22 protein-coding genes, 2 tRNA genes and 1 pseudogene are annotated in these 24,257 nt (G+C 60.6%); 11 read left to right on the forward strand and 14 right to left on the reverse strand.

The genetic code is table 11. The features are described from left to right. A complete protein-coding gene (gene pknB, locus ACFX4T_RS05485) occupies positions 1-1,902 on the forward strand; it encodes a Stk1 family PASTA domain-containing Ser/Thr kinase (protein WP_377651060.1) in 1,902 nt (633 codons plus the stop codon). 31 nt (positions 1,903-1,933) lie between these two features. Here the strand turns inward: pknB and ACFX4T_RS05490 are convergent, their stop codons facing one another. Next, on the reverse strand, positions 1,934-2,575 hold the full coding sequence (locus ACFX4T_RS05490; RefSeq protein ID WP_216924352.1) for an aminodeoxychorismate/anthranilate synthase component II: 642 nt from the start codon (positions 2,573-2,575) through the stop codon (positions 1,934-1,936). Positions 2,576-2,745: 170 nt separating this feature from the next. After that, entirely contained in the window at positions 2,746-3,570 is an 825-nt protein-coding gene (locus ACFX4T_RS05495) for a class E sortase (protein ID WP_216924648.1), read from the reverse strand. A gap of 158 nt (positions 3,571-3,728) precedes the next feature. Here ACFX4T_RS05495 and ACFX4T_RS05500 point away from each other — a divergent pair, with 158 nt between their 5' ends. From ACFX4T_RS05500 to ACFX4T_RS05530, 7 genes are all read left to right on the forward strand, one after another. Beyond that, the gene (locus ACFX4T_RS05500) at positions 3,729-3,983 is read left to right on the forward strand and encodes a cell division protein CrgA (protein ID WP_216924354.1); all 255 of its coding nucleotides are present in this window, start codon (positions 3,729-3,731) and stop codon (positions 3,981-3,983) included. A gap of 45 nt (positions 3,984-4,028) precedes the next feature. Then, positions 4,029-4,538, forward strand: coding sequence for a methylated-DNA--[protein]-cysteine S-methyltransferase (locus tag ACFX4T_RS05505; protein ID WP_377651061.1), 510 nt, complete (start codon positions 4,029-4,031; stop codon positions 4,536-4,538). After that, the gene (locus ACFX4T_RS05510; protein WP_377651062.1) at positions 4,538-5,116 is read left to right on the forward strand and encodes an RNA polymerase sigma factor; all 579 of its coding nucleotides are present in this window, start codon (positions 4,538-4,540) and stop codon (positions 5,114-5,116) included. Before ACFX4T_RS05505 ends, ACFX4T_RS05510 begins: the two co-directional genes overlap by 1 nt. Continuing rightward, positions 5,113-5,742 (forward strand): methylated-DNA--[protein]-cysteine S-methyltransferase, encoded by a 630-nt coding sequence (locus tag ACFX4T_RS05515; RefSeq protein ID WP_377651063.1) that lies wholly within the window; start codon positions 5,113-5,115, stop codon positions 5,740-5,742. Before ACFX4T_RS05510 ends, ACFX4T_RS05515 begins: the two co-directional genes overlap by 4 nt. Then, entirely contained in the window at positions 5,739-6,452 is a 714-nt protein-coding gene (locus ACFX4T_RS05520) for an alpha-ketoglutarate-dependent dioxygenase AlkB family protein (RefSeq protein WP_377651064.1), read from the forward strand. The genes ACFX4T_RS05515 and ACFX4T_RS05520 overlap by 4 nt, the downstream gene beginning before the upstream one ends. Positions 6,453-6,573: 121 nt before the next feature. Continuing rightward, on the forward strand, positions 6,574-7,191 hold the full coding sequence (locus ACFX4T_RS05525; protein WP_216924362.1) for a DNA-3-methyladenine glycosylase I: 618 nt from the start codon (positions 6,574-6,576) through the stop codon (positions 7,189-7,191). Between the two features lie 755 nt (positions 7,192-7,946). Continuing rightward, positions 7,947-8,585 (forward strand): GyrI-like domain-containing protein, encoded by a 639-nt coding sequence (locus tag ACFX4T_RS05530; RefSeq protein ID WP_377651167.1) that lies wholly within the window; start codon positions 7,947-7,949, stop codon positions 8,583-8,585. Here the strand turns inward: ACFX4T_RS05530 and ACFX4T_RS05535 are convergent. Together ACFX4T_RS05535 and ACFX4T_RS05540 are read right to left on the reverse strand one after the other, a co-directional pair. Next, on the reverse strand, positions 8,572-9,426 hold the full coding sequence (locus ACFX4T_RS05535; RefSeq protein ID WP_377651065.1) for a rhomboid family intramembrane serine protease: 855 nt from the start codon (positions 9,424-9,426) through the stop codon (positions 8,572-8,574). The genes ACFX4T_RS05530 and ACFX4T_RS05535 overlap by 14 nt on opposite strands. Positions 9,427-9,435: 9 nt before the next feature. Beyond that, complete coding sequence (locus ACFX4T_RS05540) at positions 9,436-9,978, reverse strand: peptidylprolyl isomerase (protein ID WP_216924370.1); 543 nt, start codon at positions 9,976-9,978, stop codon at positions 9,436-9,438. Positions 9,979-10,131: 153 nt separating this feature from the next. On the opposite strand from ACFX4T_RS05540, the gene ACFX4T_RS05545 reads away from it, so the two are divergent. Next, entirely contained in the window at positions 10,132-11,097 is a 966-nt protein-coding gene (locus tag ACFX4T_RS05545; RefSeq protein ID WP_377651066.1) for a hypothetical protein, read from the forward strand. A 143-nt stretch (positions 11,098-11,240) separates the two neighbouring features. After that, entirely contained in the window at positions 11,241-12,116 is an 876-nt protein-coding gene (locus ACFX4T_RS05550; RefSeq protein WP_377651067.1) for a glycosyltransferase, read from the forward strand. A gap of 32 nt (positions 12,117-12,148) precedes the next feature. On the opposite strand, the gene ACFX4T_RS05555 is transcribed toward ACFX4T_RS05550, so the two are convergent. After that, positions 12,149-13,057, reverse strand: a complete 909-nt coding sequence (locus tag ACFX4T_RS05555) for a DMT family transporter (RefSeq protein WP_216924374.1) — start codon at positions 13,055-13,057, stop codon at positions 12,149-12,151. A gap of 161 nt (positions 13,058-13,218) precedes the next feature. On the opposite strand from ACFX4T_RS05555, the gene ACFX4T_RS05560 reads away from it, so the two are divergent. Then, positions 13,219-15,183, forward strand: a complete 1,965-nt coding sequence (locus ACFX4T_RS05560; protein WP_377651068.1) for a beta-N-acetylglucosaminidase domain-containing protein — start codon at positions 13,219-13,221, stop codon at positions 15,181-15,183. A gap of 55 nt (positions 15,184-15,238) precedes the next feature. On the opposite strand, the gene ACFX4T_RS05565 is transcribed toward ACFX4T_RS05560, so the two are convergent. The 9 genes and pseudogenes from ACFX4T_RS05565 to gnd form a co-directional block, all read right to left on the reverse strand. Continuing rightward, positions 15,239-15,314: transfer RNA gene (locus tag ACFX4T_RS05565), tRNA-Ala, on the reverse strand. Positions 15,315-15,384: 70 nt separating this feature from the next. Further along, complete coding sequence (locus tag ACFX4T_RS05570) at positions 15,385-15,504, reverse strand: DLW-39 family protein (RefSeq protein WP_216924378.1); 120 nt, start codon at positions 15,502-15,504, stop codon at positions 15,385-15,387. A 46-nt stretch (positions 15,505-15,550) separates the two neighbouring features. Further along, positions 15,551-15,624: transfer RNA gene (locus ACFX4T_RS05575), tRNA-Ile, on the reverse strand. 113 nt (positions 15,625-15,737) lie between these two features. Further along, positions 15,738-16,442 (reverse strand): DUF3566 domain-containing protein, encoded by a 705-nt coding sequence (locus tag ACFX4T_RS05580; protein WP_216924384.1) that lies wholly within the window; start codon positions 16,440-16,442, stop codon positions 15,738-15,740. Next, complete coding sequence (gyrA, locus tag ACFX4T_RS05585; RefSeq protein WP_377651069.1) at positions 16,439-19,108, reverse strand: DNA gyrase subunit A; 2,670 nt, start codon at positions 19,106-19,108, stop codon at positions 16,439-16,441. Before gyrA ends, ACFX4T_RS05580 begins: the two co-directional genes overlap by 4 nt. Positions 19,109-19,169: 61 nt before the next feature. Next, on the reverse strand, positions 19,170-21,248 hold the full coding sequence (gene gyrB, locus ACFX4T_RS05590) for a DNA topoisomerase (ATP-hydrolyzing) subunit B (RefSeq protein WP_216924388.1): 2,079 nt from the start codon (positions 21,246-21,248) through the stop codon (positions 19,170-19,172). Between the two features lie 338 nt (positions 21,249-21,586). Beyond that, positions 21,587-22,141: a DUF721 domain-containing protein gene (locus tag ACFX4T_RS05595; RefSeq protein ID WP_377651070.1), complete on the reverse strand. Its 555-nt coding sequence runs from the start codon at positions 22,139-22,141 to the stop codon at positions 21,587-21,589. After that, entirely contained in the window at positions 22,128-23,321 is a 1,194-nt protein-coding gene (gene recF / locus ACFX4T_RS05600; RefSeq protein WP_216924391.1) for a DNA replication/repair protein RecF, read from the reverse strand. Before recF ends, ACFX4T_RS05595 begins: the two co-directional genes overlap by 14 nt. Positions 23,322-23,344: 23 nt before the next feature. Continuing rightward, positions 23,345-24,256 (reverse strand): annotated as a pseudogene (gene gnd, locus ACFX4T_RS05605) (phosphogluconate dehydrogenase (NAD(+)-dependent, decarboxylating)); the annotation flags it as partial. Between the last annotated feature and the right edge of the window lies 1 nt (position 24,257).

The raw sequence follows: 24,257 nt of genomic DNA on the forward strand, positions 1-24,257 counted from the left end.
ATGTCTACGCCACGGCCCGGTCCAGCGCACCGAGAGGAGAGTACACCTGTCTCTTCGCAGCGCATCCTCAATGGTCGCTACGAACTCGGTGACCTGATCGGCCGTGGCGGCATGGCAGACGTCTACCGTGGTTCAGATACGCTCCTGGGACGCACCATTGCAGTCAAGGTCCTGCGTGCTGATCTGGCCCGCGATCCGCAGTTCCAGGCCCGTTTCAAACGCGAGGCCCAGGCTGTCGCAGCACTGAACCACCCTTCCATCGTGGCCATCTTCGATACAGGTGAGTACTCTGTCCCGGGCGGACCGGGTGAGGACGTGCGTGTCCCGTACATCGTGATGGAGTTCGTCGCAGGACGGACGCTGCGGGACATGATTAAAGCGCACGAACTCGGTGTCGAAGACTCCGTCGGCTACACCCTTGGCGTCCTCGCGGCGCTGGAGTACAGCCATCGGGCGGGCATCGTGCACCGCGATATTAAGCCCGCCAACGTCATGGTCTGTGCTGATACCGGGGACGTCAAGGTCATGGACTTTGGCATCGCCCGGGCTATGGCTGACTCCGCTGCCACCATGACGCAGACGCAGGCTGTGGTGGGAACGGCCCAATACCTTTCCCCCGAACAAGCACGGGGAGAGACAGTGGATGCGCGCAGCGATCTCTACTCTGCAGGCTGCCTTCTGTACGAGCTGCTTACGGGCCGGCCACCATTCGTAGGCGACAGCCCGGTTTCGGTGGCCTACCAGCACGTGCGCGAGACGCCAGACCTTCCCAGCGCCCATAACCCCGAGGTTTCCGAGGCTTTGGATTCCGTGCTTGCCAAGGCCCTCCAAAAGAACCGATCGGACCGATTCCAGGATGCGGCTGCCTTCCGGCGGGCACTCAGGGCCGCGAGCAATGGCATCCCCGTTCCCGTCCTTCCCGCCAGCGAGGCACCCACCGACCCCAACGACCTCATCTCATCCGACGACCCGGAAACGCAGCTCTTGAGCGCCACGGCCGTTGGATTCCTTGACGTCGAGCACTACAACGGCGTGACCCAGGACCCCATTGAGGAACCGCTGGACGAAGCACTTCCCTTGGACCTCCCACCCGAACGTGAGCGGACCTCCCACCAGAAGTCCCGCCGTCGCACTTGGGCGGCGACGCTGGCAATCTTCACTATCCTTGTTCTCGCAGGCGCCGGATTCTGGATCTACAGCCTGGTCAATGCGCCCCCCGCGGCGCCGGCCAAGGTGGCGGTTCCCTCGGTGACCAACATGTCGGAGTCCCAGGCGCTGCAAGAGCTCTACTCAGCAAAGCTGGTTCCCAAAACGGCACGTGTGGCCAGTGACAAGGTTGCCAAGGACATGGCGATCGGCACGGCACCCACTGCGGGCTCCATGCTTGAACAGAACGCCGAGGTCATCCTTAACATCTCCAGCGGTCCCAGTTCGGTAACCATCCCTGCAGACATTGTGGGCCGCACCGAGTCAGACGCCCGCGACACCCTTCGGCGCCTGGGAATCACGGGCAACATCTCCAGCGTGAGGACGCACAGCCCCACGGTTCCCATCGGACTCGTCATCACCACGGGTCCTGCCCCCGGGGCGCCCATAGCCGCAGGATCCAACGTTGAGCTGCAGGTCTCCTCCGGCAAAGTCCTGATGCCCCAACTTATCGGTCTTACCCAGCCGGAAGCCGAAGCGCTGCTGAAGGAGAACGGCCTCGTCATGGCCGTGGTTGAGCAGGAAAATTCCCAGGTCACGCCCGGCAAGGTCACGGCGCAAAGCGAAACCTTCAATACGGAAGTGGATCAGGGCAAGACGGTGACGGTAACGGTAGCCAAGGCGCCGGCTCCGACTCCCACACCCACGCCGACTGACACCTCGAGCCCCAAGCCGACGCCCACCAAGAAGGACTAACGGGGTCTCATCCCTCAGCCGCCGCTACACTTCAGTGCTGGATCAGTGGGCTCAGCTTCGAAGCGCGTTCGGCAGCACCGGTCATGCCCAGGGACTCCAGCCAGTTGCCCAGCATCTGGTAGCCGCCTTCGGTGAGGACCGATTCCGGGTGGAACTGCACACCGCAGAGGGGAGCGGTCTTGTGCTGCAGGCCCATGACCACACCGTTCGTGGTCTCGGCTGTGATCTCCAGGACGTCCGGGATCGAGTCGCGAACTGCAGCGAGTGAGTGGTACCGCGTGGCCGTAACGGGCGACGGAAGCCCGACAAAGACGCTCTTGCCTTCGTGCTGCACAGGCGAGGTTTTGCCGTGCATGAGCTCAGGCGCATGGGTGACAACGCCGCCATAAGCTTCGGCAAGGGCCTGGTGGCCGAGGCACACTCCGAACATCGGCTTGGCGGCCTCGCCGCACCACTTGATGAGCTCGATACAGACACCAGCTTCCGCCGGCGTTCCTGGACCTGGAGAGATGAGGACTCCATCACGGGCTGCGGCAAGCTCTTTGGCTTCTGCGAGTGTCACGTCGTCATTTCGGACCACGGTTGTCTCGGCGCCGAGTTCTTGCAGGTAGCCCACCAGCGTGTAAACGAAGCTGTCGTAGTTGTCCACGACGAGGATTTTTGTTGAGCTCATGGCTGCTGCACTAAACCAATCGTTGAGTCGGTCAAAGAAGTGAATTGGGAGAACCACGGGAAGAGGAACTCCACCATCAGGACGAGGGCTACGGCCACAAGCGCCACCGATATGAGTATCCGCAGCCACAAGGGGCCGGGCAAATTCCGAAAGATCCAGGCGTACATCCGTTACCCCTTTCCTTGGGCTTGGGCTACTTGGGTAGCGATTTCCGACGGCGGTCCGGCTGAGGACGGTTGCCAACCCTCAAGGACGGAGTAGGCGATGATGCGTTCCTGGGATCCGAAGCGCGGGTTGCAGCTGGTCATGGTCAGGATGCTTTCACGGGGCGTTACACCGGGTTGGGTGGGGACCGGCATCAGGACGTCGGTTTGGCTGGGCAACACAATCTGGTTGTTGCGGAAGACATAGGTGTAATAGCCGTCCGGCGTCTGGACGTAGATTTTGTCACCGGGGACCAGGGTGTGGATGTTATCCAGGACAGCGCCGTGTGTTTGCCGGTGCCCCGCGACGGCGAAATTACCGAGGGCTCCGGGCATGCTGGTGTTGCCGTAGTGTCCCAGGCCCAGTGTGTCCAGGACATCCTGGTCTGTTCCTTCGATAATGGGCCGCGTGTAGTCCGGACCGAATCGCGGGATGTACATGATCCCGATCGTTTTCCCATGGGCAGGAGCCGTCCCTACGACGGGCGGACCGTAGTCAGTAGCCTGGCTGACGGCCGGCGTTACCGGTCCCGCAAATTCCTGCGCAAAACTCTTCACGGCTTCGGTCTGCTTGGCGTCGGCCTCCACGTTGGTCCACCACAGCTCCCAGCCCACAAAAAGCAGGAGGACAATGCCTGCGGTGATGAGCAACTCGCCCAGTACTTGGCTGATTTTGCGCAGAATGTCCGAGGCTGTGAGCCGGCCGCGGGGAGGTTTTCGCTGCGTCCCGCGGGCGGACGGCACGGCTGCAGCCGCCGTCGTCTGCTGGTCCGCCACAGGGTCTCCTCGAATAGGGCGCGGGCGGCACTGGCCTACCCTGGTTGCGGCTAGACTTGACAGCTAGTAACAACCCGGAGCATCGCGTGGCCGTTGACCGCTGGAATTTTTCCTTCCTGCAGGATACCAAGGCCGGCAGCATCGGGTTTCAATCGAACAGCCAAGGAGGATCCGTGCCCGAGTCCAAGCCCCGCAAGCGGCCTGCCCGTCAGGCCCAGCAGACTTCCGCCGCGCAGCAGTACAAGCCGAATCCCGTTTGGTACAAGCCGGTCATGTTTGGCCTCATGATCATTGGCCTGATCTGGATCATCACGTTCTATATCACTGAGGGCCGGTTCCCAGTTCAGGAATGGGCTTCGTGGAACATCGTGGCTGGTTTCGGCATCGCAATCGTCGGATTCCTGATGACCACGCGCTGGCGCGCCTAGGAATCCCACACCTCACATTCCGGTGCCCGCGAACGTCTACAGGATATGAACACCAGGCACACCACCATGGATTCCCCGCTGGGGCAGCTGACGCTGACCGCCCGTGGGGAGTTCTTGACGGGCATCTTTTACGAAGGCCATTGGCACATGCCTCCGCCGGACTACTTTGGCGTCCCGGCAGTGATCGAGGAACCACTCTTCGAGCAGACCCGTAGCGAACTCCACGAGTACTTCGAAGGAAAGCGCACCGACTTCGAGGTTCCCTTTGAAGCCCGGGGCAATGCCTTCCAAGAGAAGGTCTGGCATCGGCTCCAACACATTCCTTTTGGGGAAACCATCAGCTACGGTGAACTGGCTCTCGAGATGGGCGATCCCCACCTGGCCCAGACCGTCGGGTCCGCAGTAGGGCGAAACCCCATAAGCATCATCATCCCGTGCCACCGCGTGGTGGGGCGCAACGGGCAACTCACCGGCTACGCGGGTGGCCTGCGCAACAAGCGATTCCTCCTCGAGCTCGAAGAGCCTGCCGTCGTGAAAGAGAGCAAGCTCTTCTGATGCAGCGTCGGCAGCCGGTCCAAACCAAGAGGCCGTTCGAGGCAGTCGTACAGGAACATGGCGGCACTGTTATCCGGGTGTGCCGTGCAGTGGTGGGCCTTCACGATGCCGATGACGCTTGGTCCGAAACCTTTCTTGCGGCTTTACAGGCTTATGGCGCCCTCCCTGCGGATGCCAACGTTGAGGCCTGGCTCGTCACTATTGCGCATCGGAAATGCATCGACCTCATCCGTTCCGGTAATCGCCGCGCTGTGCCTGTGGACCAGCCGCCCGAGCGGCCTTCGAAAATTGGCATTCCGGGTGACAACCAAGCGGAGTTACTCAACGCCATCGGGCAGTTGCCACCTAAACAACGCCAGGCAGTGGCCTACCACTATTTGGCGGGTCTCCCATATCGGGACATTGCGTCACTTTTGGGCGGGACACCAGATGCTGCACGACGTGCGGGATCCGACGGTGTGAAAGCCCTCCGTGCCATGCTCCGCGAAGAGCCCGAATCCGTCCGGGCGTTCCTGGTTCATTCCACGTCCGTGACTGCATCATCAGTCCCAACATCGGCGAAAGGAGAAATACGATGACTTTTGAATCTCCTTCGGACCACGCCGCGGTGGCCGTGCTCCTTCAACCCCTCGACGCCGGAATCGAGCCTGCTCTGGCCAGCCTCCATGCGCGGCTTGTCCGCTCTGCACAAGAAAGCCATTCCCTGGACATCGCCTACACAGTGGTGGACTCTCCTGTGGGCAGGTTGCTTTTGGCAGCTACGGAACATGGCGTGATACGGGTAGCGTTCGAGCGTGAAAACCACGAGGCCGTATTGCAGTTGCTGGCCAACACCGTGAGTCCCCGCATCCTGTATGCACCTTCGCAACTTGAGTCCGCTGCCCGCCAGCTGGACGAGTACTTCAGCGGCACGCGTAAGGATTTCAACCTTCCCCTGGACTTCCAGCTAGCACGCGGGTTCCGCCTGAACGTCCTCCATCACTTGCCGCAGATCGCCTACGGCAGGACCGAAAGTTACGCACAGGTGGCCCAGGCTGCCGGGAGTCCCAAAGCCGTCCGTGCCGTTGGAACAGCCTGCGCTACCAATCCCCTTCCGGTCATTGTTCCCTGCCATCGCGTGGTGAAGTCCGACGGCACTTTCGGCGGTTACCTCGGTGGAACCGAAGCGAAGCGAAGACTCCTCACGCTTGAGGCTGCCGCATGAGCGAGGACGCCCTGTTTCCGTTGACGCTTATCCAACCTGACACCCACGACGCCGGCCCTCGGGTTATAGCTCCAGGCGCTGTGCACGTGCCGGGCTGGCTCAGCCTGGAGCAGCAGAGGTGGATCGTCCAACGCTTTCGCGATTGGACGCACGGGCCGGTGCCCCTCAGGGCAGCTACATTGCCGGGCGGGCATCAGATGTCCGTCCGGACCGTTTGCCTTGGATGGCATTGGCAGCCCTACCGCTACACGCGCGAAGCTACAGATGTGAACGGGAGGCCCGTACTCGAATTCCCGGAGTGGATGGTTCGCTTGGGCAGGAAGGCCGTATCCGATGCTTACTCGATGGGGGTCGAAAATGATGCATTGGCCCAACTCGCCAGTGACTACACACCGGATGCCGCGCTCGTGAACTACTACGACCACGGCGCCGCCATGGGAATGCATCAGGACAAGGATGAACGCTCCGATGCTCCAGTGGTCTCCCTCAGCATCGGGGAGACGTGCAACTTCCGCTTCGGCAACACCCAAACGCGTAGCAAGCCGTATACGGACGTCGAACTTCGCTCTGGAGATCTCTTCGTTTTCGGCGGTCCGTCAAGGTTTGCCTATCACGGCATCCCCAAGGTCTTTCCCGGAACGTGCCCCGAGGGGTGTGGACTCGCCCATGGACGAATCAATATCACCATGCGTGTCACCGGATTGTCCTAGGGACCGGCTCGCAGCGGCAAAATGTCATGGGCAAGGGCAAAATGTCACAGCCAACGGGCAGAATGTTTCTAAAGGCAAATAGCAAGGGTGGGCGCCGCGTGCCGGCCGCAGAGGAGCGTTCATGACCCCGGAAGAAACCGGCATCATCATCGGCGAGGACGGCTTGGCTCGGCCGCTCTGGGCTGCCTCGGACCCGCTGATGCAGGCTTACTACGATCACGAGTGGGGAATGCCGGTCCGCGACGAGCAAGGGATGTATGAGCGCATCAGTCTCGAAGCGTTCCAAGCCGGCCTGTCATGGGCAACCATCCTTCGGAAACGGGATGCCTTCCGGAAGGCTTTCCTGGATTTCCACCCTGAAAGCGTCGCTGCTTTCACAGACGCGGATGTCGAGCGGCTGATGCTGGACGCAGGTATCGTCAGGAACCGCCTAAAGATCCAGGCAGCCATCACCAACGCCAAGGCCACCATCGCTATTAGGGCAGAAGGCGGGCTGGTGGACTTCGTGTGGTCCTTCAAGCCGGAAACCACCCCTGCGCCCCGATCCTACGCAGAAATCCCCACAACTTCGCCCGAATCCATTGCTTTGTCCAAGGCTCTCCGGAAGAAAGGCTTCGCATTCGTTGGCCCCACCACGATGCACGCGCTCATGGAAGCCGTAGGGATCATCGATACCCACTTGGTGGACAGCCACAGACGCGGTACTTCCGGCGTTTGGCTCGAGCAAGGTCAGAAGTAGGGCCTCGGCCTTCCCACAGACGCCCATAATCCTTTTCCACAGAAGTGCGTAACTTTATCCACAGGAGTGGATAAGTTCTGTGGACATCCACGCACTTTTCGCAAAAACCCTTGCGCCGGTGCTGATTCCGGACCCCGGACTGAGCGGCGCGAAGTTATGCCCACTGTGCATCGCGTTGTGGATAGTGGCCGCATCTTCACCGAACGTTCATGGCTCGGGCATTGCTGGATTTACCCACCGGCGTTTTCACCGACGGAGGCGGAGCCAAAAATCATCCCTCAGCGGGCTTTCCGCCCTCACTGGTCACTTTCACGCCTCTCACGGCCTGGGCAGTTACCCACTTAACAACAGCCCCCTACCCACAAGTTATCCACAAGTGGGGAAAACTTGTGGGTTTCTCAGCGGAGATCCGCGCAGTTACAGCCCTGAGGGGGTCACCAAGCACATGAACTACACCTGTGTAAGTTATTAACATTGTTGATAAGGCTGTTGATAGGTGCCGTGCTGAGGCGTAATTAACAGCTTTATCCACACATGGCCAGGAATTGGCTTAGTTGTCCACAATGGACTCAGAACCTGGGACATAGTTATCCACAGCTGTGGATGAACGCATGCCTTTCGGGGGATATCTGCCGCCCTGACGACCCGTACGAGGGGTTGGCGAGCTAACTACACGCATGTAAGTTACACACATTGTGGACAACCACTGTGGATAACCTAGTCAGTCAGCGCAGAAGGGGAGGGGATTGCCAGTCGTGAAAGTCGACCTCAAAAGACAGATCGAAACATACAAGGCTTCGTGTGGCAGGTTTTCCGTGGTGACGGTTTCAGCCCTGCAGTTCCTCATGATCGACGGCCATGGCGATCCAAATACCTCGCAGGAGTACAAGGACGCACTGGCCACCCTTTACCCTGTCGCTTACAAGATGAAGTTCTTCAGCAAACAGGAGCTGGGCCGCGACTACACCGTGATGCCCCTGGAAGCGCTCTGGTGGGCAGAGGACATGGATACGTTTACAAGCGCCAGGGACAAGTCGCGCTGGGACTGGACCCTGATGAATATGGTTCCTGGCTGGATGACCCAGGACCACTACGAGGAGGCACGTAAGATCGTCGCGAACAAAGGCTCCGCGCCGGCAATCGACGGCCTTCGCTTGGAAACACTGGATGAAGGACTAAGCGTCCAGACACTCCACATCGGCCCCTACGATGACGAAGGTCCCGTGCTGGAGGCAATGCATAACAGCTTCATCCCCGGGGAGTCACTGATGATGACGGGGAAGCATCACGAGATCTACGTGAGCGATCCTCGCCGCACTCCACCGGAGAAACTGAAGACGATACTGCGGCAACCGGTCACGGATGCAGAAAGAGTTGCACCTAGCCCGCAGTGATGCGGAACCACGCGACCACGGCCAGAAGGCCTGCCACGAGGATGAGGCCGCCTGCTTGCAGCAGGGCTTGGTTCTTGCCCCGCGGGGCATAGGCGATGGCGGCGGCAGCGAGGGCGCCGGTGATCAGGCCACCCAGGTGTGCCTGCCAGGCGATGCTGGGAACAAAGAAGCCAATGGCGCCATTGATCGCAATGAGGATCCACAGTTGTTTGGTTTCACCGCCGCGGTGACGCTGCACTACGAGCATGGCACCGAACAGACCGAAGATGGCGCCGGAAGCTCCCACAACGCCCACCACGGGAAAAGTGGGAGTCAACAGCAGATAGCCCACGGATCCGCCAATGGCGGAGAGCAGGTACACGGCGAGGAACCGGATCCGTCCGAGCAAAGGCTCAAGGGCTTGTCCGAAAATCCACAGCGTGTACATGTTCAGGACGATGTGCAGCAGGAACCCTTGCGAATGAAGGAAGGCCGCCGTAAGCATCCGCCAGGGCTCGCTGGCAGCTGCATAGTTTGCGAAGGCAAAATTCTGGAATACAGCGTCGCCAGGAACAATCCATTGAAGGATGTAAACCAGCACGCACAACCCGATGATCGTAAACGTCACCAAAGGCCGGCCGGTTGCCAAGGCACCGCCGTAGGGAGAGCGGTAGCTCGGCGTCGTACGTTTTTGTTCGTTGACGCAATCAACACATTGGAACCCGACGGCGGCCGCCCGCTGGCACTCGGGGCACGCTGGGCGCCCGCAGCGCTGGCACCGCACGTAGGAGGGCCTGTCCGGGTGCCTTGGGCACACCGGGATCGTGGCGGACGGCTCTGCCGACGGGATTCCGTAGCTCATGAATGCAGGCTAGAGCTGTTCGATGTCGATGCTGTTGATGACGACGTCCTCAACGGGGCGGTCGCCCATGCCGGTGCGGACGCCCTCAATGGCGTCAACAACCTTGCGGGATTCCTCGTCAGCTACTTCACCAAAGATGCTGTGCTTGCCGAACAGCCAGTCCGTGTTGACCGTGGTGATGAAGAACTGTGACCCGTTGGTGCCCTTGCCCATCTGGATGCCGGCGTTGGCCATGGCCAGTTTGTAGGGAGCGTTGAAGGTCAGCTCGGGGTGGATTTCGTCGTCGAACTTGTAGCCCGGTCCACCAACGCCGCGGCCCAGGGGATCGCCACCCTGGATCATGAAGTCCTTGATGATGCGGTGGAAGATGGTGCCGTCGTAAAGGGGCGTGCCGGTCTTGTCTTCGCCGGTTTCCGGGTGCGTCCAGGACTTTTCGCCAGTGGCGAGGCCAATGAAGTTGGCGACCGTCTTGGGGGCGTGGTTGCCGAAGAGGTCAACCTTGATGTCGCCGAGGCTCGTATGGATCGTTGCTTTTGCGGTTGCGATGGTCATGGCCCCATTCTTTCATGCAGGGTCAACGCCGGCATGGCTGTAATGCCGGTTCCGCGCTGGGTGAAATCCGGGAAGAATCCTGCAGATGAATAGCCGCTGTTCCTCAGGGCACGTAGGCTAGCTTCAAACGAGCATGTGTATCGGGAGGTAGTTGTGAAGAAATCAGACCGTATTGCCCGCGACCTTGAACACTCCGTTGCGGCTGGTGTGGATAACGCCCGCGACTGGGCGGCGCCCCGCGTGGAAGCAGCCGTCAATTGGGCTGTTCCCCGTATTCAGCACGGCATTGATACCGCTTCCCCGAAGATCCAGGAGGGACTGAAGTCGGCGGCGCACAACCTCGCCGACGGCGTGGCAACAGTTACGCCGCGGCTTCAGGATGGACTGGCGCACCTCGCGCCGAAGATCCATGACGCTGTGGAGGACGCCACGCCGAAGATCCAGGAGACCCTTAATAAGGCAACTCCGGCCCTCGGAATCGCCCGGGACAAGGTAGTTGAGGAGTACCTGCCCAAGCTCTCCGAGCAGTTGGGCCAGGCTTCCGTAGTTGTCCATCATGTCCTTGAGAACGCGCCAGCCCAGGTGGATGCCGTTGCGCAGAAACTGGTGGACTCGGGTGTGGTTCACAGCGTGCAGGAGCAAGCTCAGGCCACCAGCAAGCAAATCAAGGCAGTGGCGGACCAGACCAGCAAGGCTGTTTCCCAGCAATTGGCTGTCCAGCAGAAGCCGAAGAAGCGCGGATGGCTGGTTGTCACAGTTATTGCAGCCGCGGTTGCTGCCGGTGTCGCTGCGTGGAAGGCCTCCAAACCTGTGGAGGATCCTTGGAAGACGCCGGCCCCGGTCAATCCAACCCCTGCCCCAACGCCTGCACCGGCTCCCGCAGACACTGAAGCATCAGCTACGGCGACGTCAACCTTGCCGGCCGAATCCAAGACTTCTGACATTACGCCCGAGGAAGCGGCTGCCGAAGTGGAGCAGGCAACCAAGGATGCGTCCGAGAAGGGCAAGGATTCCAAGGCCAACGTCGCTACGGATGCCAAGACCGCGGTCAGGAACATTGCCGCAAGCGGCCAAAAGGACCACGACACCCCTTCCACGTCCAAGGACCCTCAGCTCTAGGGTTCTGATTGGCCTGGTTCATAGAGGCCGTCACTGAAACATCATCTGAAGGGATCCCGGCTGGCCGGGATCCCTTCAGTGTTTGCCACCTTGTAACCCAATGGTCCGCTGGGGACGCTATGCCGGGTGTTAGATTTGAACTGATGTCAGCCGATAGACCCATTGCGGGTGCCCTCAAGGAAGTCCCGGTCCCTCCGGGGGTTTCAATCGTCATCCCGGCGTATAACGAGGAAAGCGTCATTCGCCAGTGCCTTATCGCGGCCATCTACCAGTCTGTTCCTGCTGAGGAAATCATCGTGGTGGACAATCTCTCCACTGACCGCACTGCCAGGATCGTGCGCCAGATGCAGCAGGAATACCCGGAAAGCCCCATTATCCTTTTACGGCAGGACACCACGCAGGGGCTCATTCCCACGCGTAACTTTGGCCTCAACAGCGCCAAAGGAGAGATCGTGGGGCGCATCGACGCCGATTCTGTCCTGGAACCTGACTGGGTTGAGCAGGTCCAGAAGGCCTTCATGGACCGGTCCGTCCAGGCTGCTACCGGACCTGTGGTCTACTACGACATGCCAATGCGCCGCTTTGGACTGAAGGCAGACGACAAAATGCGCCAGCTGATGCTGCGTCTGGCCAAGCACCAATACCACTTCCTGTTCGGTTCAAACATGGCCCTCCGGCGCACTGCCTGGGAGACCATCCGGGACGAAACATGCCTCGATGAGAAGGATGAGATGCACGAGGACATCGACCTCTCACTGCACCTCGCCGAGCACGATCTCCACGTCCGGTATTGCCCGCAAATGGTGTCCGGCATGTCCGCCCGACGCCTTGAGGACTCTCCGCGGGACTACCGCTATTACGTCACGCGCTTCGACCGGACGTACAAAGCGCACAACGTTAAGAAGATGGCCCTGAAGGCGCCCATGGTGGTTTTCTTCTCGGTCTATTTCCCTGCCAAGCTCCTGCGGGCCATTCATACGGCCAACACGGCGCAGGGCATTCGGCGCAGCAGCCTGTAAGCCCCCGGCAGTAGAAGCCCGACGGCGGAAGCTCAGTCAGTTCCCAGCTCGGCCTCCCGCTGGTCTGCTTCGCCCTTGCCACGCCGTTGCCCGGAGACCACCACCGCGAGTCCAATGAGAATGAGCGCAAGGCCGGCGTATGTCCCAGCGGGGAGTGTCTCGTTGAGGAAAATGGCCGCCAGGATCGCTGCCCCCGGAATTTCCAGCAGGATGATCATGGAAACGAGCAAGGGGCTCATTGTGGCCAGCAGGTGGTTGAAGGCGGTGTGCCCTACCAACTGTGCACACACGGTGATGGCGAGAATCCCAAGCCAGCCTCCGGCGTCGAACCCTGCCAACGGTTGGCCACTGAGCAAAGCCAACACGGCAACAATCGCAGCACACATTCCATAGCAGAGCGTGGTGTACGTGCCCGTTCCCATGGACTGGCGGGCCTTGCCGCCAGCCAAAGTGTACAAGCCGGCCAGGGCTCCACCAGCCAACGCGAGGACGTCGCCCAGCAGGGCTTGCGGTGAGGAGCCCATATCGAATCCTGTAATGGCTACGACTCCGCCAAAGGCTATCCCCAGGCCCAACAGAACCGGCCAGCGATGGCGGGCGCCCCTGAACAACTGGAAGACCGCGATCCATGCCGACTGAAGGCAGACCAAGGCAGTGGCTGCAGCTACCGAGGTCAGCTGCAGCGCCGTGATGAAGCAAGCGAAGTGAAAGGCCAGAGCGACGGCGGCAACCGTGGACCAGCCAAACTCGCGCCGGTTGATCTTCCCAAACTGTTTGGGCTCCCGGATGGCCACCGGTGCGGCCATCACGACTGCGCCGATCGCGTTCCGCCAGAAGGCGATCGCCAACGCCGTCACGGACGTGGCACCCAAGGTGCCGGCGATCAGTGGTCCTGAGGAAGCCACGCCCAGGACTCCCAGCGCGGAAATGAGAAGGTTCACGGATCAACCCTAGTTTGGTGAGGCGCACGTCCCGCCCTCTATGTGCGGCGCGGACAGTGTGGTTGTCTTGAGTCAACATTCCAGACAGTCGGCGACGGCTTTCCCAAGGGGACATCTGATTGAACACAACGCCCGTCCGTGGAGCTAGACCGAGGCGATCAGTGCTGCTGCTGATCGCAGTTGCGGCTCTGGCTGTCGCTCTGGTTGTTACGGGCTGGTTGGTGGTTTCCCGGGAACGGTCCGGGGGCCACGGGACGGGCAAGATCGAAATCCCAAGCATCTTTCCGATCCCACAACATCTCCAGGCCGGAGTGGGGGACCCCGTCCCTCTGAACGGCCACGTTTACATCGTGGCTTCCCCAGGCACAGACCAGGCGTCCATCACCGCCCTCCAAGACCTGGTGACAGGAGCAGGGGGTACTGCAGAAGCGGTGACAGCCCTGAACAGCGCAGCGGCCGGCAGTTCGGCCGTCTTCCTTGGCACCGCATCGGATCCCACAGTAAGCCCGGTACTCAAAGAGCTGGGGAAGGAAAGTGCGGCGGACAACCAGAACGCAGTCAGCCGAGCCGAAGGCTACGCCATAGCCACCGGAAAAACTTCAGGGATTCCGACGGCGGTACTCGCCGGAACGGATGCCGACGGCGTTTTCCATGCCGTGCAGACCGCACGCCAATTGCTCAAGGATGGGGCAATGGCGGCCGCACGCGTCAGTGACTGGCCGTTGATGGAGACCCGTGGCGTCATCGAAGGTTTTTACGGGACGCCTTGGTCCCATCAGGCCCGTTTGGATGTCCTCAAATTCGCAGGACGCCAAAAAATGAATACCTACATCTATTCCCCAAAGGATGATCCACAGTTGCGGGAGAAGTGGCGGGAACTGTACTCGAACGAGGACCTCAAAGAACTGCAGGAGCTGGTGGATACCGCCACGGCCAACCACATCCGCTTTACTTACGCGCTGTCCCCGGGCATCGATAGTTGCTACTCCAGCGAGGCAGACCTCAACTTTGCAGTGGCCAAGCTCGAATCCCTGTATTCGATCGGTGTCCGTTCGTTCGTGATTCCCCTCGATGACATTGCCACGAAGGTCCAATGCGCCGAAGACCTCAAGGAGTTTGGCGCAGGCCAAGCCAATCTGGCCAAGGCACAGGCTTCGTTCCTGAATGACGTCAATGACCGGTTCATTTCTGCGAAGGCGGACATCCAACCCCTCCAGACGGTTCCTACGTTCTACAACGGTTCCGCCAGCAATGCGTACAAGAAGGAGCTTGGCCGGGCCCTGAACCCCGGGATCGTGGTCCAGTGGACCGGTGAAGACGTGGTCTCCCACAGGATCAGCGCCGACTCAGCCGAGACCGCCCGGCGGACATACGGGAGTCCGGGTTCTCCACGCGACTTGGTCATTTGGGACAACTACCCCGTGAACGACTTTTCGCAGGACCACCTGTTCATGGCACCGGTGATCGGACGCGACTCGGAGCTGTACAAATCTGTCCGTGGACTAGTCACCAATCCGATGATCGAGCCCTACCTGTCTTTCCCCGCCATCTTCAACTACGCCGATCTCTCATGGAATGGACCGGCGTACGATCCCGGCAAGTCCATGGATGCAGCCCTGAAACAGGTTTCGGGGCCAGATCCGGAGGTCCTCGCGGCCGTGAAGGCCTTCGTGGACCTCAACCAAGACTGGCAGGACGATGAGCTCACTCCGTCCGCTCCTGAGCTCCGGCGGGATATGGAGCAGTTCTGGTCCGATTACGACGCCGGAAGGTCCCCTTCAGGCGGCTTGAAGGCCCGAGCTGAGCTGCTGCAGAGGCTGCCGGAACTGTTACCCAAGATGGCAGTGCCGGGGTTCGCAGCGGACGCCACCCATTGGGCAACTGCGGCAGCCAATTACGGACGAGGCGTGGAAGAAGCCCTGATCATGCTCGACGCTGCCAAGCGCGGGAATTCCCCGGCCGTGGCCGAAGCCCGCCGGAATCTCCAGGCAGCGTTGGCGGCCGCCGGCGCCAAGACGCAACCGACGCTGGAGCTCGGGGTGGTGACTCCTGTGCTGGGGGATAGTGAACTGAAGACATTTCTGGAGCGGGCGCTGAACACCGTGGCTCAATCCAAACTCAGTTGAGGCCAGCTGAGTTAAAAGCAAAAGTCCCGGTCATTTCTGACCGGGACTTTTCTTATGGTGGAGGCACGGGGACTCGAACCCCGAACCCCCTGCTTGCAAAGCAGGTGCGCTACCAATTGCGCCATGCCCCCATAAGAAGCAACCCGTCAATCATACCCCATGTCAGGACCGGCTTTTACCAGTCCCGGACCTGGCTCCGGGCTAGTCGACCTTGTCGGTTGACTTGCTCCAGAGATCTTTCCGGGCTTCGGATTCCTGCGCCTTTTTATAGACCAGGACGCCTGCGACCGCCGCTGCGACTACTACCAGCAACTTCTTCACAAGCACCTCATTCCGATTCAGTGTTACCTGAACCTGTTAGGTTCCGTGGGCGTACCAGGACTTGAACCTGGGACCTCTTCGTTATCAGCGAAGCGCTCTAACCGCCTGAGCTATACGCCCCGATGCCTCATCGGGCCGAGATATGACTGTACAGCACATCCCGACCCGATCTCAAATCGAGGCATTCTGACCGCTGAATCTCACCGTTTTCGGCGTGAATCCGCGGTTTTTTGCTAGTCGTCCGTCAGCGTGACGCCAATGCCGCCAACCAACGTTGCCGAAATGTTATAAAGCACGGCAGAGAGCATCGACAGGGCGGTCAGCAGAACTACGTTCACCACGGCAATAATCGTCGCGAAGGAAGCCACCTGACCGAGCGAAGCAATCTTCTTCAACTCGAAACCACTGCCTTCAGAACCTGCCAAAGTCCCCAGCAGGCTGTCCACCTGGTTGAAGATACCTGTGAGATCCAACACGGTCCACAGCACGATGGCGGCGACAACGGTGACGATGCCCAGCGCCACAGACAGCAGGAACGCCATCTTCAGTACTGACCAGGGGTCGACCTTGCTTACCAGGAGGCGCGCACGGCGCACCTTCGCCTTGGGGGCCGGCTTTACAAGTCCCGGGCTTCCCTGGGTGGGGCGTTGACCGGGCGCACCAGTTGGACGCTGCCCGGGTTGTGCGGGCCGCTGGCCAGGCGCTCCGGCGGGGCGTTGCCCGGCAGAGGCCGGGCGTTGTCCAGGAGCTCCTGCTGGCCGCTGGGCCGAATTGGTGGTCGTTGCCGGCCGGGCCCCGGTAGCTCCGGCGCCGGCGGAACCGGCTCCAGGGCGTTGCTGGGGCCTTGCAGGCGCTCCTGCCTGCGGGCTGCCCGAGGGCTGCCGGAGTCCGCCGGGGACACCTGTGCTCGGCTTGGGATATGAGTCGGAATTACTCACTCGTTACCTCCGGTGTTGTCTTCGTTCAGCTCCGCGCCCGATTCTGTATCCGGGTCCGCGTCGTTTTCCGTTTCTGACGTGACGGTCGCCTCAGTGGCTCCGTCTTCTGCAGCCAACGTTACGTCATCGTCCTGTCCGTCCCCGGACTCTTCGCCTTCCAAACCGCGTTCGCTGTTGCGGGCGACCTCAATAATGCGGTCATTCTTGTCCGGCTTGGCAAAGATGACGCCCATGGTGTCACGGCCCTTTGCGGGGACGCCACTCACGGCAGAGCGGACCACCTTGCCGCCCTCCATGACCACGAGGACTTCGTCTTCTTCCTGCACAATCAAGGCGCCTACAAGGTCACCGCGATCCTCCGCGAGCTTCGCCACCTTGATGCCAAGGCCGCCACGGCCCTGCAGGCGGTACTCATCCACGGCTGTCCGCTTGGCGTAGCCACCCTCAGTCACGATGAACACGAAGGAGCCGTCCTGGACCACATCTGCGGCCAGCAGTTCGTCATCTTCACGGAACTTCATACCCGTCACACCGGACGTTGCCCGGCCCATCGGACGAAGTGCATCATCCGTGGCGGTGAAACGGATCGACTGGCCCTTGCGTGACACCAGCAGGAGGTCATCGGTCTCACTGACCAATTGTGCAGAGACCAGCTCGTCACCGTCGCGCAGGTTGATGGCGATAACACCAGCCGTGCGGTTGGTGTCATAGTCCTCAAGCCTGGTCTTCTTGACCAAACCGTTCTTTGTTGCGAGAACCAAGTAGGGGGCTTGCTGGTAATCGCGGAGATCCAGGACCTGTGCGATGTGCTCGTCGGGCTGGAATGCCAACAGATTTGCAACGTGCTGTCCCTTGGCGTCACGTCCCGCTTCTGCCAGTTCGTATGCCTTGGCACGGTACACACGGCCGAGGTTGGTGAAGAACAACAGCCAGTGGTGCGTGGTAGTCACAAAGAAGTGCTCAACGACGTCGTCGCCGCGCAATTGGGCACCCTTGATACCCTTCCCGCCGCGTTGCTGGGAGCGGTAGTTGTCACTTCGGGTGCGCTTGACGTAACCACCACGGGTAATGGTGACAACCATTTCCTCTTCGGGGATCAGGTCCTCCATGGACATGTCGCCGTCGAAGCCCATGAGGATGTGCGTACGGCGGTCATCGCCATGCTTGGCCACAATCTCTGCGAGTTCCTCGCTGATGATCTGGCGCTGGCGCTCTTCCGAGGCCAGAATCGCGTTGTACTCCGCGATCATGGCTTCGAGTTCGGCGTGGCGGTCCTGGATCTTTTGGCGTTCCAGGGCGGCCAAACGGCGAAGCTGCATGTCCAGGATGGCTCGGGCCTGGAGTTCATCGATCTCCAAGAGCTCCATGAGTCCCTCGCGGGCTGCCTCGGTGGTGTTCGATGCGCGGATGAGGGCGATGACCTCATCCAGCATGTCCAGCGCCTTGAGGAGTGCACGCAGGATGTGCGCTTCTTCCTCAGCCTTGCGCAAGCGGTAACGCGTCCGGCGGGCGATGACGTCCATCTGGTGGGTCACCCAGTGCCGGATAAAGGCGTCCAGGCTCAAGGTGCGGGGAACGCCGTCGACGATTGCCAGCATGTTCGCTGAGAAGTTGTCCTGAAGCTGGGTGTGCTTGTACAGGTTGTTCAGGACAACCTTGGCCACAGCATCGCGCTTCAGCACGATCACGAGTCGCTGGCCGGTACGGCCCGAAGTTTCATCGCGGAGGTCCGCGATGCCTTGGATCTTGCCGTCCTTGACCAGTTCGGCGATCTTGATGGCCAGGTTGTCCGGGTTGGCCTGGTAAGGCAGTTCGGTGACCACCAGGCAGGTGCGGCCCTGGAGTTCTTCCACGTTGACCACGGCGCGCATGGTGATGGAGCCACGACCGGTACGGTAGGCGTCCTCGATGCCCTTGTGGCCAAGGATGGTTGCACCTGTGGGGAAGTCCGGTCCCTTGATCCGCTGGAGAAGCGCCTCAAGGAGTTCCTCACGTGAGGCGGTGGGGTTGTCGAGGGCCCACTGCACGCCCTCGGCAACCTCGCGCAGGTTGTGCGGCGGAATGTTGGTAGCCATGCCCACCGCGATACCAGAGGAACCATTCACCAGCAGGTTCGGAAAACGCGCCGGCAGGATGGTGGGTTCCTGGTTCTTGCCGTCGTAGTTGTCCTGGAAGTCGACGGTTTCTTCGTCGATGTCTCGGACCATTTCCATGGCCAGTTGGGCCATCTTGGTTTCGGTATAACGGGGAGCAGCAGCGCCATCGTTGCCGGGGGAACCGAAGTTGCCTTGGCCCAGGGCCAGCGGGTAACGCATGGTCCAGTCCTGGATCAGGCGGACCAGGGCGTCGTAGATCGCCATGTCACCGTGGGGGTGATAGGTACCCATGACGTCACCCACAACACGGGCGCACTTGTTGAAAGAGCGGTCAGGACGGTAGCCGCCGTCGAACATCGCGTACAAAACGCGGCGGTGCACCGGCTTGAGGCCGTCGCGGACGTCCGGGAGGGCGCGTCCTACGATAACGGCCATGGCGTAGTCCAGGTAGGAGCGCTGCATTTCAGTCTGCAGGTCCACCTGCTCCACGCGGTCAGTCAGCACATCGCCTTCAAGGATGACGTCATCGACAGTGGGTTCCGCCGGGACTTCGGGAGTTTCGTCACTCATAATCTAAGTTTTCCGTTTCAGGTATATGTCAGCTCTGGAATATCTATCGCCTTGTAAGGCACTAGATATCCAGGAACCTGACGTCCTTGGCGTTCTGCTGGATGAAGTTACGGCGCGATTCCACGTCTTCGCCCATCAGTACCGAGAAGGTCTGATCGGCAGCCAGGGCATCGTCCATGGTGACCTGCAAAAGAGTGCGGCGGTCCGGATCCATGGTGGTGTCCCACAACTCGGTGTAGTCCATTTCTCCGAGACCTTTGTAGCGCTGGATGCCGTTGTCCTTGGGAAGGCGCTTGTTCATGGCCGCACCCTTACGGATGGTGTCGTCCCGTTCGCGATCGCTAAAGACATAATCGTGGGCGGCATTTGACCACTTGATGCGGTACAGCGGCGGCTGCGCAAGGTAGACGTACCCGTTCTCGATCAGCGGGCGCATGTAGCGGAACAGCAGCGTCATCAACAGCGTGGTGATGTGCTGGCCGTCGACATCTGCATCCGCCATCAAGACGATCTTGTGATAGCGCAGCTTGGCGATATCGAAATCTTCGCCAATGCCGGTGCCGAAGGCCGTAATCATGGACTGGACTTCGGTATTACCGAGTGCCTTGTCCAGGCGCGCACGTTCCACGTTAAGGATCTTGCCTCGCAGGGGCAGGATGGCTTGAGTTTCCGGGTTGCGTCCCCGCTTGGCCGAGCCACCTGCGGAGTCACCCTCCACCAGGTAGACCTCGCAGCGCGAAGGATCCTTGGAAGAGCAGTCGGACAACTTGCCGGGCATGCCGAAGGATTCCAGCGGACTCTTGCGTCGGGCATTATCGCGCGCTTTGCGGGCAGCCATACGTGCCTGCGCAGCGGAAATGGCCTTTCGGATGACGTCCCGGGCGGGACCCGGGTTGCGCTCCAGCCAGTCGCCCAATTGGTCCGTGACAACGCGCTGGACGAAGCCCTTGACCTCTGAGTTGCCCAGTTTGGTCTTGGTCTGGCCTTCAAACTGGGGCTCGGACAGCTTGACCGAGATGACGGCCGTCAGACCTTCACGGATGTCATCACCGGTCAGGTTGTCTTCTTTTTCCTTGATGATGCTTTTCTCCCGTGCGTAGCGGTTGATCAGCGAGGTCATCGCGGCACGGAAACCTTCTTCGTGGGTTCCACCCTCGTGGGTGTTGATGGTGTTCGCGTATGTGTGGACGCTTTCGGAGTACGCGGTTGTCCACTGCATGGCGACCTCCACGGCGATGTGCCGCTCCGTGTCTTCAGTTTCGAACGCGATGACGTCCTCGTGGACGATCTCCACCTTCTTGCTCGAGTTCAGGTGCTTGACGTAGTCCAACAAGCCGTCCGGGTACTCGTAGACCACCGTGCGGTGCTCGGCAGCGACTTCGCCTTCGGTAGCGACGGCGTCGAGATCCAGATCGTCCTCGCCTTCCCGGGCGGCGGGACGTTCGTCAGTCAGGGTGATCCGCAAGCCCTTGTTGAGGAAGGCCATCTGCTGGAAGCGCGCACGAAGCGTCTCGAAGTCGAATTCGGTGCTCTCGAAGATGGTGCCATCAGGGTAGAACGTCTGTGACGTCCCTGTTTGGTCCGTCTCTTCTCCCTTGACGAGTCCGCCTTGGGGCTTGCCGCCGTCGGCGAATGACATACGCCATACGTGGCCCTGGCGCCGGACTTCCGTGTTCACCCGGCGGGACAGTGCGTTCACCACGGAGATACCCACGCCGTGGAGACCACCGGAAACCGCGTAACCGCCGCCGCCAAACTTACCGCCGGCGTGCAAGATGGTCATCACGACTTCGACGGTGGGCTTGCCCTCGGTGGGGTGGATGTCAACAGGGATGCCACGGCCGTCGTCAACAACCTGGACACCTCCGTCTGCGCGGAGCGTGACTTCAATGTGGCTGCAGAAGCCGGCCAGAGCTTCATCTACAGAGTTGTCCACCACTTCATAAACCAAGTGGTGCAAACCGCGGGGACCGGTAGAACCGATGTACATGCCGGGGCGCTTGCGTACTGCTTCGAGGCCTTCAAGAACGGTGATATCGCTGGCACCGTACTCCCTGGGGGTTTCCGCGGGCGTGTCAGGCTTAGGAACAGTGTCCTCTTCGGGCTCTACTGCCAAGGTCTCTGCATTGTCGTTAGCCACAGGCGCTTTCGACTCCTCTGTATTCGATGACGGCCGTTCCCGTTGAAGGCCGCGGCAAACCGAGTCCTTCAACGAACACGTGACTGATTGCGCCGTTTACTCCGACGAAGAGGGTCCTGGAAACCATGAAAGTGCTTCCAGGACCCCGACGACGTTTCACCGGCGCTCAGTGATCTACGCCAATTCTATCGTGGAAATGCGGGAATCCTTGCAAATACGGGGGCAGCCGAGAGCTGAATATGCCTATGGGAGGCCACTGGCCCTATCTGAAATGGCCCTACGGTGGTCCTGATGGGGGCCTATACGACTCGGGGGCGTTGAATCGCCCTGCACGCCGTTCAGCCGTACGTGTCCCGGGGTCCCCGACCGTTGACGCTGCGCCCACCTTTCCGCCAACTTGGCGCAGACGGACCCAGCACGTGGATGCTGGTCACCACGCCTTCCCCCAGTTCATTCCGGAACATCTCCAGCAGGCTCGTACTCAGTAACCGCAGTTGGGTTGCCCATGCCGTGGAGTCGCAACGGACATGAAGTGTGGTGTCAGTAAAGCTTTCCGGCGTGCAGTGTGCAGAAATGTCCGCGCCTACCAACGTTTCCCACTCGGCCATGACCGAGCCAACGGCCACGGGAGACGTCCAACCACGTTCTGCCACCAACCGGCCAACGACTTTCCCCAAGCCCAGCGGGTCACGTCCGGTCCCATGAAACTGGGTAAAACCCCTGGTGTCGCGAAGGCCCTTGCGTTTTGCCGCGGATCCGGGCCGGGGCGCCCGCTGCCGGACTTCGCCTCGAGCCGCTGCGGCCTCCCGCATCCGATTCAGCGCGGCTTGGGCAGCATCGATTTCGTCCGGATCGCGGCCGGGTTGAAGTCCGTCGTGGCTATCCTTCACCATCGATGCCTCCCGGAACAACGGTTATGCGCCGCCCGGCCAGCTCCTCGGGAATATCGGCGATGACGGCGGCCGTGACCAGTACCTGTTCGGCGCCGGCCACTATTGCTGCCAGTTTACGCCGGCGCTGGACATCGAGTTCTGCAAAGACATCGTCAAGTATGAGGATCGGCGCGGTACCGCCGGTGCGGGCATCATCCAGCATGACGTAGTAGGAAGCGAGGCGCAGTGACAAGCACATGGACCACGTTTCACCGTGCGAAGCGTAGCCCTTGGCCGGTGCTTGACCGAGCACGAGCTCCAATTCGTCCCGGTGCGGGCCCACCAGGGAGATGCCCCGCTCCAGTTCCTTCTTGCGGGATGCGGCGAAAGCCTGGACGTAGCGGTCGGTGAGTTGATCCACCGACAACAGCCTGAGGTCCTCGCCCGACGCCGAAGGTTCCGTTGGGCGATCGGCCGGCCCGCCGTCGTCGTCGAGTACGCCCTGGATGGTTGAGCGGTACACCGCGCCGGCATCTTTTGAACCGTCAGTGAGCTGCGCGTAGGCACTGTTCAGATGAGGGCGGAGCCGTTCCACAAGTTCGAGCCGCGCATGCAGGAGTTCGGCACCGGCGCGGGCCATATGCTGGTCCCAAACATCCAGCGTGGCCTCGTGGCCTGCGGTAAATTTGCCCGTTCGCGCGGATTTCAGCAGGGCGTTGCGTTGCTTCAACACTCTGTCGTAGTCGCTGCGGGTGGCAGCATGGCGCGGAATCAGGCTGACCAGGAGCTCGTCAAGGAAGCGTCTGCGGTTGGAAGGATCGCCCTTTACCAAGGCCAAATCCTCCGGCGCGAAGAGGACCGTCTGGCAAATGCCCAAGATGTCCCTGGCACGAACTGGGTTTCCGCGATTAATCCGGCCACGGTTCGCACGACCCGCGTTGATTTCCAACTCGATAACAGTGGACTGCTCGCCACGGACCAACTTGGCCCTGATCATTGCACGTTCCGCGCCGAAGCGAAGAAGTGGAGCATCGGTGCTGACTCGGTGCGAGCTCAGGGTTGCCAAATATCCGATGGCTTCCATGAGGTTGGTTTTGCCGATCCCATTGGAACCCACCAGGACAGTAACCCCGGGACCAAGCTTCAAGTCAACTTGGGCGTAGCTCCGGAAATCGGTTAGCGAAAGATGTTCGAGGTACACGCCGTTTGCTGGACTCCTGCAGCCTAGTTGGAAGGACGGGTGGCGTGTCCGCCGAACTGGTGGCGCAGCGCGGAAACCATCCTCATAGCCGGCGAGTTGTCTTCGCGGGAAGCGAACCTGGCAAAGAGTGCTGCGGTGATGGCAGGCGCCGGCACAGCATTGGCGATCGCTTCCTCCACCGTCCAACGGCCCTCGCCGGAGTCCTCAACGTAGTCGTCGATCGAGGCCAGTCCCGGATCTTCGTCGAGTGCTTTGACCATGAGATCCAGGAGCCAGGAACGAACGACGGTTCCTTTTTGCCAGGCTCGGAAGGTTCCTGGAAGGTCCTTCACGATGTCCTTGGCTGCCAGCAATTCATAACCTTCGGCATATGCCTGCATCAGTCCATACTCGATACCGTTGTGCACCATTTTGGCGTAATGGCCTGCACCCACTCCGCCGACATGGACGAAGCTGTCTGCCCGTTCTCCCTCGGGACGCAGGGCATCGAAAACGGGCAACGCCAGTTCGATGTCTTCGTCAGCGCCCCCGGCCATCAGTCCGTAGCCGTTCTGCAATCCCCATACGCCACCGGATACACCGCAGTCGGCGAAGCGGATGCCCTTCTCTGCAAGTGCTGCAGCGTGCTTCTGGTCCTCGGTGAAACGTGAGTTCCCGCCATCGATCACTAAATCACCGGGGCTGAGCTTTTCGCTGAGTTCGGTGATGACAGCATCTGTGATCTCGCCGGATGGAACCATGACCCATACGAGCCTCGGAGAGGGCAGGGCAGCTATGAGTTCGTCGACGGAAGCGACGTCCGTAACGTCGGGATTCCGGTCAAATCCAGTTACCTCAATGCCGCCATTCCGCATGCGCTCCCGCATGTTGAAACCCATTTTTCCGAGGCCGATCAGTCCGATGTGCACGGGATGAACTCTTTTCTGCGCTAGTGGA

Source organism: Paenarthrobacter sp. YIM B13468, from assembly GCF_042788025.1.
Taxonomy (GTDB): Bacteria; Actinomycetota; Actinomycetes; order Actinomycetales; family Micrococcaceae; genus Arthrobacter; species Arthrobacter aromaticivorans.

What these genes read in the sequence shown, in the direction of transcription:
- ACFX4T_RS05540 (WP_216924370.1), bottom strand. Translation starts at nt 9,978, where the DNA reads ATGACCATCGCAACCGCAAAAGCAACGATCCATACGAGCCTCGGCGAC.
- pknB (WP_377651060.1), top strand. Translation starts at nt 1, where the DNA reads ATGTCTACGCCACGGCCCGGTCCAGCGCACCGAGAGGAGAGTACACCT.
- ACFX4T_RS05515 (WP_377651063.1), top strand. Translation starts at nt 5,113, where the DNA reads ATGACTTTTGAATCTCCTTCGGACCACGCCGCGGTGGCCGTGCTCCTT.
- ACFX4T_RS05510 (WP_377651062.1), top strand. Translation starts at nt 4,538, where the DNA reads ATGCAGCGTCGGCAGCCGGTCCAAACCAAGAGGCCGTTCGAGGCAGTC.
- ACFX4T_RS05520 (WP_377651064.1), top strand. Translation starts at nt 5,739, where the DNA reads ATGAGCGAGGACGCCCTGTTTCCGTTGACGCTTATCCAACCTGACACC.
- ACFX4T_RS05550 (WP_377651067.1), top strand. Translation starts at nt 11,241, where the DNA reads ATGTCAGCCGATAGACCCATTGCGGGTGCCCTCAAGGAAGTCCCGGTC.
- ACFX4T_RS05535 (WP_377651065.1), bottom strand. Translation starts at nt 9,426, where the DNA reads ATGAGCTACGGAATCCCGTCGGCAGAGCCGTCCGCCACGATCCCGGTG.
- ACFX4T_RS05525 (WP_216924362.1), top strand. Translation starts at nt 6,574, where the DNA reads ATGACCCCGGAAGAAACCGGCATCATCATCGGCGAGGACGGCTTGGCT.
- ACFX4T_RS05505 (WP_377651061.1), top strand. Translation starts at nt 4,029, where the DNA reads ATGAACACCAGGCACACCACCATGGATTCCCCGCTGGGGCAGCTGACG.
- ACFX4T_RS05595 (WP_377651070.1), bottom strand. Translation starts at nt 22,141, where the DNA reads ATGGTGAAGGATAGCCACGACGGACTTCAACCCGGCCGCGATCCGGAC.
- gyrA (WP_377651069.1), bottom strand. Translation starts at nt 19,108, where the DNA reads ATGAGTGACGAAACTCCCGAAGTCCCGGCGGAACCCACTGTCGATGAC.
- ACFX4T_RS05490 (WP_216924352.1), bottom strand. Translation starts at nt 2,575, where the DNA reads ATGAGCTCAACAAAAATCCTCGTCGTGGACAACTACGACAGCTTCGTT.